The 12517-nt window shown below is 71.8% G+C and carries 10 protein-coding genes; 4 read left to right on the plus strand and 6 right to left on the minus strand.

The features are described 5' to 3' along the window. The first annotated feature begins 134 nt into the window (after nt 1–134). The gene (gene rsmI / locus MXD61_RS16770; RefSeq protein WP_248814317.1) at nt 135–1163 is read left to right on the plus strand and encodes a 16S rRNA (cytidine(1402)-2'-O)-methyltransferase; all 1029 of its coding nucleotides are present in this window, start codon (nt 135–137) and stop codon (nt 1161–1163) included. Nucleotides 1164–1181: 18 nt separating this feature from the next. Here rsmI and MXD61_RS16775 read toward each other — a convergent pair whose 3' ends face one another. Both MXD61_RS16775 and MXD61_RS16780 read right to left on the minus strand, forming a co-directional pair. Then, complete coding sequence (locus tag MXD61_RS16775; protein ID WP_248814318.1) at nt 1182–1754, minus strand: YdcF family protein; 573 nt, start codon at nt 1752–1754, stop codon at nt 1182–1184. Nucleotides 1755–1885: 131 nt separating this feature from the next. Further along, on the minus strand, nt 1886–2989 hold the full coding sequence (locus MXD61_RS16780; RefSeq protein WP_248814321.1) for an ABC transporter substrate-binding protein: 1104 nt from the start codon (nt 2987–2989) through the stop codon (nt 1886–1888). A 203-nt stretch (nt 2990–3192) separates the two neighbouring features. Between MXD61_RS16780 and MXD61_RS16785 the strand changes: the two genes are divergently transcribed. Together MXD61_RS16785 and MXD61_RS16790 are read left to right on the plus strand one after the other, a co-directional pair. Next, a complete protein-coding gene (locus tag MXD61_RS16785; RefSeq protein ID WP_248814412.1) occupies nt 3193–4017 on the plus strand; it encodes a TatD family hydrolase in 825 nt (274 codons plus the stop codon). 83 nt (nt 4018–4100) lie between these two features. Next, nucleotides 4101–5105 (plus strand): rRNA adenine dimethyltransferase family protein, encoded by a 1005-nt coding sequence (locus tag MXD61_RS16790; protein WP_374629092.1) that lies wholly within the window; start codon nt 4101–4103, stop codon nt 5103–5105. Here the strand turns inward: MXD61_RS16790 and MXD61_RS16795 are convergent. The 3 genes from MXD61_RS16795 to glmU form a co-directional block, all read right to left on the minus strand. Beyond that, nucleotides 5092–6117 (minus strand): tryptophan--tRNA ligase, encoded by a 1026-nt coding sequence (locus MXD61_RS16795; RefSeq protein WP_248814327.1) that lies wholly within the window; start codon nt 6115–6117, stop codon nt 5092–5094. The genes MXD61_RS16790 and MXD61_RS16795 overlap by 14 nt on opposite strands. A gap of 37 nt (nt 6118–6154) precedes the next feature. Next, nucleotides 6155–7129 carry a ribose-phosphate diphosphokinase gene (locus MXD61_RS16800; protein WP_308222775.1) on the minus strand — a complete coding sequence of 325 codons (975 nt, stop codon included), beginning with the start codon at nt 7127–7129 and terminating at the stop codon, nt 6155–6157. 114 nt (nt 7130–7243) lie between these two features. After that, entirely contained in the window at nt 7244–8800 is a 1557-nt protein-coding gene (gene glmU, locus MXD61_RS16805; RefSeq protein WP_374629077.1) for a bifunctional UDP-N-acetylglucosamine diphosphorylase/glucosamine-1-phosphate N-acetyltransferase GlmU, read from the minus strand. Between the two features lie 625 nt (nt 8801–9425). On the opposite strand from glmU, the gene MXD61_RS16810 reads away from it, so the two are divergent. After that, the gene (locus MXD61_RS16810; protein ID WP_248814331.1) at nt 9426–10568 is read left to right on the plus strand and encodes an acyl-CoA desaturase; all 1143 of its coding nucleotides are present in this window, start codon (nt 9426–9428) and stop codon (nt 10566–10568) included. 116 nt (nt 10569–10684) lie between these two features. Here the strand turns inward: MXD61_RS16810 and MXD61_RS16815 are convergent, their stop codons facing one another. Further along, entirely contained in the window at nt 10685–12481 is a 1797-nt protein-coding gene (locus MXD61_RS16815; RefSeq protein ID WP_248814332.1) for an ABC-F family ATP-binding cassette domain-containing protein, read from the minus strand. Nucleotides 12482–12517 lie beyond the last annotated feature (36 nt).

The raw sequence follows: 12517 nt of genomic DNA on the forward strand, positions 1-12517 counted from the left end.
GACCGTGGGCACTCGAACCGCCCACGGCGGACGAGGACGTGCCCTTCACGCGTCCGCTCACACTCCGGGGCACGGGGGCCGTTGTCGCCGTCACACCGATCAGGGTAGGTCCTACCGCCTGCGACACTGGTCGGGTGTCCGGGACCCTGGTGCTCTGTGGTGCACCCATCGGTGATGTGCGGGACGCGAGCCCCCGTCTGGGCGAGATCCTGGCCACAGCGGATGTGATCGCGGCCGAGGACACCCGCCGGGTGCTGCGTCTGGCGGCCGGGCTCGGCGTGACCATCACAGGACGCATCGTGTCCTGCTACGACGCGGTGGAAGGCGCCCGTGCGGCCCAGCTGACCGAGCATCTGCGCCGAGGTGACACGGTCGCGCTGGTCACCGATGCCGGGATGCCGGCGGTGTCCGATCCGGGCTTCCGGGTGGTCGCCGCGGCCGCGGCCGCCGGGATGACGGTGACCGTCGTGCCCGGCCCGTCCGCGGTGACGGCGGCGCTCGCGGTCAGCGGCCTGCCATCCGACCGCTGGACGTTCGAGGGTTTCCTGCCGCGCCGCGGCGCCGACCGGCGGACCCGGCTGCGGGAACTGCGGACCGAATCCCGCACGATGGTGTTCCTGGACAGCCCGCACCGGCTCGAGGCCGGACTGCGCGACCTCGCGGTCGCCTTCGGGCCGCAGCGGGCCGCGGTGCTGTGCCGGGAGCTGACCAAGACCCATCAGGAGATCGTCCGCGGCGATCTGGCCCACCTGCTCACCTGGGCCACCGATGGTCGGGTCATCCGCGGCGAGTTCACCCTCGTCCTCGCCGGCGCCCCCCGCCGACCACCCCCCACGATCCTCACCGGCCCCCCCGCCGAGGTGACGGTGCCCGCCGACGTGACGGTGCCCGCCGCTGCCGGGGCTGCCATCGCTGCCATGGCTGGCGTCGGGGCGGACCTCGGGGCTGGCGACCTCGGGGCTGATGTCGTCGAGGGGGAGACGCCGCCGGGGCAGGGGGAGACGGTGCGGGCCGAGGTGCTGGCGGCGGACGTGGAGCGGCGGGCGGCGACCGGGATGTCGCGCAAGGAGGCCCGACGGGCCGTCGCGGCCGACTACGGGCTGTCCCGCAACGACGTCTACGCCGCCGAGATCGCCGCCCGCCCCGCCCGGCCGGGCCGCTGATCGGGACGGGCCGTCCGGTCAGCAGCCGCGCTGCAGCACAAGCGCCTTGCCCATCGCGGCCCACTCGTAGGCGATCATGTAGGGCCACATGCCGCGGGGCGGCGCGACGCTGATCATCCGGGCCTCGCCGTGGTAGCAGCGCTCGAGGCGCAGCCGCGCCCGGGTGGTCTGCGTGGTCGCGGTGATCACCAGGACGGAACGCCAGCCCCGCTGGGCCGCGGCGGCGGCCAGCCAGCGTGACTCGCCCCTGGTGGTGAGCGGTACGGGCGCGAAGCAGATCACCTCGACCTCGGTCAGCCCGCGGGGGCACGGGTCGTCCGCCGTCGGCGTGGAGACGACGAGCACCGGTGCGTAGCCCGCCCGGGCCAGGGCGACGGCGCGTTCGAGCCGGCCGGTGCTGCCGGCGAACATGACGATCGCGTCCGCCTTCGCGGGTGCGTCCCGGTGCGGCAGGACGAACAGACGCACCGTCGCCAGCGTGAACCCGATCGCCAGCACACCCGCCACACCCGCCAGCACGAGCCGTCGCCGCCGTCCCCGCACCGCCGGGGGAGCGGCGGGCGGCGCGTCGTCGGATGGTGGGGACACCATGACGCCTCCCGTCCTCGCGTCGGTTGGGCCGAGCCAACCACCATTCACACCCGCCAGGCGCGTCACCCGCCGTAACGCCGCGCCGGACCACCGCCGCGGCGCGCGGTGCCGCCGGTCAGCGGGTCAGCGGGTCAGCGGGTGACGGGACGCGGGGCGATGGCGGGGGAGCGGGTGATCAGACGGGGGTGGGCGAAGGTCGCCCGGGCGGCGTCGCGCGGCCACACCGTGTGGGAGATGCCGTCCTGCCACTGCACGATCGGGATCTGATGGCCCACCTGAAGGCCGGTCGCCTCGTCCAGGCGGAACCGTCCGAGCAGGGTGGTCGTGTCGATGCCGCGGGCCGCGGCCAGCACGGACGTGTCCTGGATGCCACCGCAGAAGCGGATCGCCCGGCCGAGGATCAGACCGCTGACGTATGCCCAGGCGGCGGTCTCGGTCGGTGCGACGCCGTGGAGCTCGGTGTAGTCGGCGGTGAACTCGCGGGCGGTCGGGCCGGTCGAGGTCGCCCGGGTGCTCTCCGGTAGCCAACTGCCCGGCGCGAGCAGACGTTCGCGCAGGTCGCCGAGGCTGGCGGTGGCCTGCGCGCTGACCGCGGTGGAGAACGCCGCCGCCCGCCACGGCCGGCGCAGCAGGATGTTCGCCGCGGCCAGTTCGTCGTCGGGGGCCGCGTGCACGATCAGGATGTCGCCGGGGGGCAGCCGGCTGGCCGCCAGCGTGGCGCGTCCGGGTGGGAAGACGTGCGAGGTGACCTCGAAGGCCTGGGCCGCGGCCGCCGCCCGGGTCAACGAGGTGATCTCGACAGCGTTGTCACCCGAGGCGAGCAGCACCACCTTGCGTGCCCGCCGGTCGTTCGCGCGCACCAGCGACAGGACGCCGCGCGGCCAGGTCGAGGTGGCCGCGGCGATGTTGACCACGTTGGGGAACGCCTGCCGGACGAACCGGGTGGACGGCGCGCCCGTGTTGAACACCACCCGGTCGGTCGCCCCGTAGGCGGCCAGGGCCGCACGGTTGCCGTACGGCCCGAGCAGGGCATCGGGATGGGCCGCGGCGGCCGCCCGCATCGCCGCCGCCGGCTCAGGATGGGCGTCGTAGGCGGTGAGACTCACCTCGTCCCAGGGGGCGGGCAGGCGTTCGTCCCGGGCCCAGAGGGTGACACCGCGCAGCCCGGCGAGACCCTGGGCGGCATTCGGGCCTGTCAGGGGAGTCACGAGCGCGACGGTCAGCGGCGTCGTCATCGAAGGGAATCCTTGCAGTGGTTCACCCGATAAGCGTCCCATGCCCGATTGGGCCGGGCCGCGGGACGCCGCAAGCTCCCCGTAGAATTTCCTGACATCGCGTGGACGGCCCGGCGATCGCACGGCCCCGCGTCGTCCGCCAGCACGACCATGGGCATCAGGGTGCCAGGTCACGACACGTCAGGCGGAAGGTGGTGGGTGAGCTGACCCGAAGCTCCGGTCGTAGCGGTGATCCGCCGCCGTCGCCCGACCCGCTGCCCGTCGCGGTGGTCGATAGTCACTGCCATCTCGACCTTATGGACGGCGAGGTCGAGGCCGCGCTCGCCGCCGCCACCGCCGTCGGCGTGACCCGCGCGGTCACCGTCGGGGTGGATCTGGCGACGAGCCGCTGGCAGGTTGAGGTCGCCGAGGCCCACCCGCAGGTCTACGCCGCGGTGGCGATCCATCCCAACGAGGCGTCCCGGGGCGTGAGCGAACAGACGTATCTCGCTGTCACCGAACTAGCCCGCAAGGACAAGGTTCGGGCGGTGGGGGAGACCGGCCTGGACTACTTCCGTACCCCGCCGGAAGGCCACGCCCGCCAGCAGGAGAGCTTTCGCCGGCACATCGCGATCGCCAAGGAGACCGGCCGCGCGCTGATGATCCACGACCGCGAGGCCCACGAGGACACGCTGCGCATCCTCACCGAGGAGGGTGCGCCGGAGACGGTCGTCTTCCATGCCTTCTCCGGCGACGCGGCCATGGCGAAGGTCTGCGCCGACGCCGGCTACGTGATGTCGTTCGCCGGGAACGTGACGTTCAAGAACGCGGCGAACCTGCGGGAGGCCGCTCTGGTCGCCCCGGCCGACCTGCTGCTCGTCGAGACGGACGCCCCCTACCTGACGCCCGTGCCGTGGCGGGGCCGTCCCGGCGGGCCGTACCTCATCCCGCTGACGCTGCGCGTGCTGGCCGCGACCCGCGGAGTCGGCGTCGCCGAACTGGGAGCCGCGATCGCGGCCAACGCCGAGCGGGTGTTCGGGCCCTGGTAGGCACCGCCGCGCCGGGCACCGGTTCGCCACCGCCGTCCGCGTCCTCGGCGTCTTCGGCATCCTCGGCCTCGGTCGTGCCGCCGCTGCAGGGGTTGCTCGCCCCGGCGGATCTGCGGGCGTTGGCGCAGACGCTGGACGTGCATCCGACCAAGCGCCGCGGGCAGAACTTCCTGGTCGATCCGAACACCGTGCGTCGGCTGGTCCGGCTGGCCGGGGTCAGCCCCGGCGACTGCGTCCTGGAGATCGGCCCCGGCCTCGGTTCGCTCACGTTGGGCCTGGTCAGCGCCGTCGCCGCCGAGCGTCCCGGTGCCACGCGACCGGCCGGTCCGGCGCTGCCGTCCGGTTCCGCGGAACCGTCCGACGCGGCGGGACGGCCCGACGTGGCCGGACGGCCCGAGGCGGCGGGGCCGCGGGGGGCGGTGGTCGCCATCGAGGTGGATCCGGTGCTGGCGGGTGCGTTGCCGGCGACGGCGGCCGCTCGGCTGCCGGCGGAGGTCTGCGCACAGCTGCGGGTGGTGCTGGCGGACGGGCTGCGGGTCGTCCCGGCGGACCTGCCCGCCGATCTGGCGGCGGGGCCGCCCACGGTGCTGGCGGCCAACCTGCCCTACAACATCGCGGTTCCGTTGCTGCTCGGGCTGCTCGAGCGGTTTCCGTCGCTGCGGCGGGGGCTGGTGATGGTGCAGGCGGAGGTCGCCGACCGGCTCACCGCCACCCCGGGCGGCCGGGTGTACGGCGCGCCGAGTGTGAAACTCGCCTGGTACGCGCACAGCCGCGGGGCGGGCGGGGTGCCGCGGCCGGTGTTCTGGCCGCAGCCGAACGTCGACTCCGGCCTGGTCGCCTTCACCCGCCGGGATGTGCCGCCGGGCCCGCCGGACCTGCGCGCGGAGGTGTTCGCCGCCGTCGACGCGGCCTTCGCCCAGCGCCGCAAGACCCTGCGTACCGCCCTCGCCGGCTGGGCCGGCTCACCGGCGAGGGCCACCGCGCTGGCCGAGGCCGCCGGCGTCGATCCAGGTGCCCGCGGTGAGACCCTCGACGTCCACGCCTACTGCAGGCTGGCCCTGGCCCGCCGCGAGGTCAGCCGGTGGTGATGCCGACCGCGTGGCGGACACCGGCGAGCACGGGACGGGCCCGCTCCCGGGCGCGTTCGGCGCCGTCGGCGAGGATGGCGTCGAGTTCGCTGCCGGGGGCCACCAGCGCGTCGTAGCGTTCGCGCAACGGCGACAGCCAGTCGTTGAGCGTTTCGAACAGGGTGTTCTTCAGCTCGCCCCAGCCGGTGCCGCCGGCTTCCAGCCGGGCGCGCATGTCCTTGACCGCCTCGGCGGCGGCGAAGTTCTCGTACAGGGCGAAGGCGGCGGAAGTGTCCGGATCCTTGGGCTCGTCGACGGGGGTGCTGTCACTGACGATCCCGCGCACCAGCTTCCGGAGCTGCTTCTCGGGGGCGAACAGCGCAATGGTGTTCCGGTAGGACTTGCTCATCTTGCGACCATCCGTGCCAGGCAGTGACTTCGCCGACACGCCCGCCGGGTAGATGCCCGTGGGCACCGTCAGGGTGAAGTCCCCGCCGTACAGATGGTTGAAGGTGCCGGCGATGTCGGCGGTGTACTCGACGTGCTGCGACTGGTCCAGGCCGACCGGCACGACATCGGTGTTCATGATGAGAATGTCGACCGCCATCAGCACGGGATAGTTGAACAGCCCCATGTTGATGCCGGCGTCGAGGTCCTTTACACCGTTCTCGACATTGCGGTCGCGGGCGGCCTTGTAGGCGTGGGCCCGGTTCATCAGGCCCTTCGCGGTGACACAGGACAGCACCCAGGACAGCTCGAAGATCTCCGGGACGTCGGACTGCCGGTAGAAGATTGTTTTCGCCGGGTCCAGGCCGAGTGTGATCCAGGTCGCCGCCACCGAGCGGGTGTACCGAGCCAGCTCCGCGCCATCACGAATCGAGGTCAGGGCGTGGTAGTCGGCGATGAAGTAGATCGACTCGTAGGTCTCGGTGAGTTCCAGCGACGGCCGGATCGCGCCGATGTAGTTCCCGAGGTGGGGCTCACCGGTCGGTTTGATACCGGTGAGCGACACCTTCGGCTGTTCCGCTGCCATGGCAGGGAAGTCTACGGAGGGGGCGGCGGAACCTGGCTCAGGCGTCCCCGCCGAACAGACCGGTGACCGAGCCGTCCTCGAAGACCGCCTTGATCGCCGCGGCGAGCAGCGGTGCGATCGACAGCTCGGTGATCTTGTCGATGCGGGCCTCGCTGCTCAGGGGCAGCGTGTTGGTGAGGACGACCTCGCTGATCTCGGAGTTCTTCAGTCGGTCGGCGGCCGGGCCGGACAGCACCCCGTGCGTGGCGGCGGCGATGACGTTCGACGCACCGTGCGCCCGCAGCGACTCGGCGGCCTTGGTGATCGTGCCGGCGGTGTCGATCATGTCGTCGACGATGACGCAGGTACGGCCGCGGACCTCACCGACCACGTCGAACATCTTGACCTGGTTCGGGACGTCCGGGTCGCGACGCTTGTGGATGATCGCCAGTGGGCAGCCGAGCCGGTCGGTCCAGCGCTCGGCGACCCGCACCCGCCCCGAGTCGGGCGCGACCACCGTGACCTCGGAGGTGTCGAGCTTGTTCTCGATGTAGTCGGCCAGCAGCGGCAACGCGAAGAGGTGGTCGACGGGGCCGTCGAAGAAACCCTGGATCTGCGCGGTGTGCAGGTCGACGGACATCAGCCGGTGGGCGCCGGCGGTCTTGAACAGGTCGGCCACCAGCCGGGCGGAGATCGGCTCCCGGCCGCGGTGCTTCTTGTCCTGGCGGGCGTACGGGTAGAACGGCGCGACCACGGTGATCCGTTTCGCGCTCGCGCGCTTGAGGGCGTCCACCATGATCAGCTGTTCCATCAGCCAGGTGTTCACCGGTGCCGTGTGGCACTGCAGGACGAACGCGTCGCAGCCGCGGACCGATTCGGAGAACCGGACGAAGATCTCGCCACTGGCGAACTCGTAGGCGTTCGTCGGTACCGGCGTCACATCAAGTTCGGCCGCCACCTCCGCCGCCAGATCCGGGTGCGATCGTCCCGCGAAGAGCATCAGGTTGCGCCGGTTCTCGGTCTGGTAGGCCACCACGTTCTCCTCGGGCGTGCCGGACGACTGGGACGTGCGCAGGCCCCGAACATCCTGGGGACGAATCGGGCGTCAGGACTCCCTCCGCTGGTCGTAGCGTTGGGACGATCGCTTCTACGTTCTGCTTTCAGCCCCCGGAACGCCAGTGATGCCGGCCGTCTCCGACTGGTTGTGCGTCACGTCACCCTGGCCGCCGACGGCCGCGCGGGCCGCGGTGGCGGCCTGGTCGGCGGGTGTGCCGGGGCGGCGACGGGCCACCCAGTTCTCGATGTTGCGCTGCTGGCCCTCGCGGATGGCCAGGGCGCCGGGAGGGACGTCCTCGCGAATCACCGAACCCGCACCCGTGTAGGCGCCGTCACCAATGGTGACCGGTGCGACGAGCATCGTGTCGCTGCCGATCCGCACATCCGAGCCGATGACCGTGCGGTGCTTGGTGACGCCGTCGTAGTTGACGAACACGGTGGTGCAGCCGATGTTGCTGCGGTCGCCGACGACCGCGTCGCCGACGTAGGCCAGGTGGGGGACCTTGGTGGCGTCCCCGAGGTGGGCGGACTTGGTCTCGACGAACGAGCCGATCTTGCCCTCGCGGCCGAGTCGGGTGCCGCCGCGCAGATGGCTGTAGGGGCCGACGGTGGCGCCGGCGCCGATCTCGGAGCGCTCCGCCGTCGTGCGTACGACCGTCGCACCGGCGCCCACGACCGTGTCGATGAGCGTGCACTCCGGGCCGACGACGGCGCCGCTGGCGATCCGGGTGTGACCGTGCAGGAAGGTGTGCGGGGCGATGGTGGTGTCGGGTTCGAGGGTGACGTCCGCGTCGATCCAGGTGGTCTGCGGGTCGATGACGGTGGTGCCGCCGCGCATCGCCGCGTCGACCAGACGATCGCGCAGCGCCCGTCCGGCGGCCGCCAGCTGCACCCGGTCGTTGACCCCGGTGGCCTCCGCCGGGTCGGCCACCGCCAGCGCCGTGACTACCGCGCCGTCGCCGACGAGCAGGCCGATGACGTCGGTCAGGTACTCCTCGCCCTGGGCGTTCTGCGTGGTCAGGCGGCTGAGCGCGGAACGCAGCGGGCCAGCCTGGAAGACGTAGACCCCGGTGTTGATCTCCCGGATGGCCGCGGTGGCGGCGTCGGCGTCACGCTGCTCGACGATCGCCCGCACGTCGCCGCCGCCGGCACGCACGACCCGGCCGTAACCGGTGGCGTCCTCGAGCACCGCGGTCAGCACGCTCGCCGCGGCCTGGCCGCGGTGGTGCTGGTCGAGCAGCGCGCTCAGCGTGGCCGAGGTGAGCAGCGGGGTGTCGCCCGGCAGCACCACGATGGTGTCGTCACCGGTGAGCCCCACCGCCGCCGCGAGCCCCGCCGACGGGCCCTGCGCGGGGGTGCTCAGCGCCTCCAGCGCGACCCGGACGGCGTGCCCGGTGCCGAGCTGGCGCTCCTGCACGGCGGTGACGGCCTTCGGTGCCCGCTCGGCGAGCATCGCCGTGACCTGCTCGCGGCCATGCCCGACCACGATCGCGGTGTGCGTCGGGTCCAGCGCGACCGTGGCGTGCAGGACGTGTTCGAGCAGGGTACGACCGGCCAGGGGGTGCAGGACCTTGGGCAGCGACGAACGCATCCGCCGACCCTCACCTGCCGCCAGAACGACTACGGCTGCCGGTCGTGGTGGTGTCACACGATCCCCCCGAATCCTCGGTCGACACAACGATGGGGCGACGCCGACACAGTACCGTGCCCACCCCGTGTCTCCCGGCAGGGCGGGCACACCGCCGACGCGATCAGCCGGCTGCCACCGGGGGGACACCGACGCCACCACGGCCCCGGAAACGGCGGCCCGGGGTGACCGGCCAGCCACGGTGCTTTCGATGAATTCTTGTGGATGGTATTACTGGTAGTGCTCCGCCGCCACGACTCGAACGTGGACTAAGAGAACCAAAATCTCCTGTGCTGCCTATTACACTACGGCGGACTGCGGGAAAACACGTCAACTCTACCATCGAGGGTCCCCTAGAAGAGAAAGTCTGCTCGGGGTCAGCCCCGTGAGCAGGGCGGTAGCGTTCCTGGCCGCAGGCGGTGATCGCTCCCGCGCGAGCCGGGTCGTCAGCGATGGCGGGTGACTGTGGGCACCGGGTCGGTTTCGGGCCGGCTTCTGTGCTTCCGTCGGCCCACATGTCCGCCGGTTTGCGTGCTGGACGTCGACAGTGGGGACTGTTGTCATATCGGCGGGCTACCGTGACCGTGTTGCGCCGGTCATGGGACCCGCCGGTGCACTGACCTGCCGCGACGGACGGAACGAGGCCATGACCGCTACCGACACGGTAAGCCCCGGGGACGGCCGGGTGCCGGGCGATGCCGCCCGGGCCGCCGGCGCCCAGCCACTCGAGGACGCCCAGGCGCTCGAGCAGGCCCTGGGCCTCGACGACGGTCGGGGCCCAGACGACGAACCCGGCCCGCAGGACGGTTCGGCGTCCCGGCGGCGGGCCGATCCGGCCAACGCCGAGGGCCACGCGACCGTGCCGCGGTCCATGGCCAAGGCCCGCGCCGAGCAGATCACGCTGCTGCTTGTGATCCTGGTGCCGCTGGTCGCGCTGATCGCGGCGATTCCCGCTCTGTGGGGCCACTGGATCACCTGGCGGGACGTCATCCTCGCCGTCGTGTTCTACGGCATCAGCGGCCACGGCGTAACGGTTGGTTTCCACCGTTATCTCACCCATCGAGGCTTCCGGACGTCCCGTCCGGTGCGGATCGCGCTGGCCGTCGCCGGCAACATGGCGATCGAGGGGCCGGTCATCCGCTGGGTCGCCGACCATCGGCGGCACCACGCCTACAGCGACGCCGAGGGTGATCCGCACTCGCCGTGGCGCTACGGCCCCGGCACGCTGCCGATGCTCAAGGGTCTGTACCACGCGCACGTCGGCTGGCTGTTCGACGTCGAGCAGACCGACCAGCGGCGGTTCGCCCCCGATCTGCTCGACGATCCCGACCTGGTCCGGGTCAGCCGCGCGTTCGGCCTGTGCGCCTTCGCCAGCCTGGCCGCGCCGGCGCTGATCGGCGGGCTGTGGGGTGGCTCGTTCGAGGCGGCCGCGCAGGCGTTCTTCTGGGCGAGTCTGGTGCGGGTCGCGTTGCTGCACCATGTCACCTGGTCGGTGAACAGCATCTGCCACGTGCTGGGCACCCGCCCGTTCCGCAGCCGTGACCGTTCGACGAACGTGTGGCCGCTGGCCCTGCTGTCGATGGGCGAGTCCTGGCACAACCTGCACCACGCCGAGCCCACCTCGGCCCGCCACGGCGTGCGGCCCTGGCAGATCGACACCAGCTTCTACCTGATCAAACTGATGGAGATCACCCACGTGGTCTGGGACGTCCGCTGGCCGGACCCGGCCCGCCTGGCCGCCAAGCGCGTCACCGCGCGGCCCGCCACCCCGGAGGGAGCCGCGTCGTGATCTGACCGGCGACCATCCGTACGTCGATGCCGGCCCGGTGGCCCGGCCGGCATCGACGTACGCTCGCCCAGCGTCAGACGGTTCCTCTTGCGCGCCCCGTCGCCCGGCACATGTCCTCAGCCGATCAGGTCGGACAGTTCCAGCCAGCGCTCCTCGAGTTCGACGGTCTCCCGCTCGGCGGCGCGCACCTGACCGGTGAGCTTCTGCAGGCCCGCGTAGTCACTCTGGTCATGGTCGGCCATCCGGGCGTGCAGTTTCGTCATCTCGGCCTGGAGTCTGTCGAGGCGACGTTCGATCGCCGAGACCTCCTTCTGCGCGGTCCGACGTTCGGAGCCGGAAAGCGCGGAGGAACCCGACCCCGGCTGCGACGCCTTCGACGCGCTCTCGCCCGGCGCGCGCGAGGATGCCTGCTCACGGCGCAGCCGCAGGTACTCGTCCACGCCGCCGGGCAGATGCCGCAGCTGCCCATCGAGGATCGCGTACTGCTGGTCGGTGACCCGTTCCAGCAGATAACGGTCGTGGGACACCACGAGCAGGGTCGCCGGCCACGAGTCGAGCAGGTCCTCGGTCGCGGCCAGCATGTCCGCGTCCACATCGTTGGTGGGCTCGTCCAGGGCGATCAGGTTGGGCTCGTCGAGCAGCAGCAACAGCAGCTGCAGACGCCGCTTCTGCCCGCCCGAAAGCTCGCCGACGCGGGCCTGGAGATGTTCGCGGGCGAAACCGAGCCGTTCCAGCAGCTGCGCCGGGGTCGTGTCGCGGCCGTCGATGGTGAACGTGGTCTGGGTGCGGGCCAACACCTCGCGCACCCGGTCACCGCCGATCTCCGCGAGCTGGGAGAACTGCTGGTCAAGCAGGCCGAGCCGGACGGTCTTACCCCGCTTGATCTGCCCGGAGGTCGGCGCCACCGTGCCGGCGATCAGGCCCAGCAGCGTGGACTTGCCGCTGCCGTTGGCCCCCAGAATGCCCGTGCGCTCACCGGGCGCGATCCGCCAGGTGACGTCCCGCAGGACCTCCCGGTCGCCGTAGCGAACCCCGGCACCCTCCAGGTCGATCACCTGCTTGCCCAGGCGGGTGACCGCCAGCCGTTGCAGCTCGACCGGGTTACGGGCCGGCGGCACGTCCTGGATCAGCTGGTTGGCCGCGTCGATGCGGAACTTCGGTTTGGACGTGCGGGCCGGCGCGCCCCGGCGCAACCACGCCAGCTCCTTGCGCATGAGGTTCTGCCGCTTGCTCTCGGTGGCCGCGGCCATCCGGTCGCGTTCGACCCGTTGGAGCACGTAGGCGGCGTAACCACCTTCGAACGGCTCGACGATCTCGTCGTGCACCTCCCAGGTCTGCGTGCAGACCTCATCGAGGAACCAGCGGTCGTGGGTGACCACCAGCAGCCCGCCGGAGTTGCGCGCCCACCGGTTCTTCACGTGCTCGGCCAGCCACGAGATGCCCTCGACATCGAGATGGTTCGTCGGCTCATCCAGCACGATCACGTCCCACTCGCCGATCAGCAGGGTGGCCAGGGCCACCCGGCGTCGCTGACCGCCGCTGAGCTCACCGATCCGCGCCTCCCAGGGCAGGTCGGTGACGAGTCCGCCGATGACGTCGCGGATGCGGGCGTCGCCGGCCCACTCGTGCTCCGGCTGATCCCCGACGATCGACTGGCCCACGGTGAGCGCCGAGTCCAGGTCATCGCTCTGCGACAACGCCCCGACGCGCACCCCGCCCCGGCGGGTCACCCGGCCGCCGTGCGGCTCGATCAGGCCGCTGAGCATCCCGAGCAGGCTGGACTTGCCGTCCCCGTTACGCCCGACGATCCCGATCCGGTCGCCCTCGACCACTCCGACGGTGACCGAACCGAACACCACTCGGGTCGGGTACTCCAGGTGCAGCGCCTCGGCGCCCACCAACGGCACAGCCACTAGCGCATCCCAGCCCTTCGGGTGATTCGATCATCG

It is taken from the genome of Frankia sp. AgPm24 (assembly GCF_023243055.1).
Taxonomy (GTDB): domain Bacteria; phylum Actinomycetota; class Actinomycetes; order Frankiales; family Frankiaceae; genus Frankia; species Frankia umida.

Excerpts from the sequence above, each read along its gene's own strand:
- MXD61_RS16775 (WP_248814318.1), bottom strand. The coding sequence starts at position 1,754 with ATGGTGTCCCCACCATCCGACGACGCGCCGCCCGCCGCTCCCCCGGCG.
- MXD61_RS16780 (WP_248814321.1), bottom strand. The coding sequence starts at position 2,989 with ATGACGACGCCGCTGACCGTCGCGCTCGTGACTCCCCTGACAGGCCCG.
- MXD61_RS16795 (WP_248814327.1), bottom strand. The coding sequence starts at position 6,117 with ATGGCAGCGGAACAGCCGAAGGTGTCGCTCACCGGTATCAAACCGACC.
- MXD61_RS16810 (WP_248814331.1), top strand. The coding sequence starts at position 9,426 with ATGACCGCTACCGACACGGTAAGCCCCGGGGACGGCCGGGTGCCGGGC.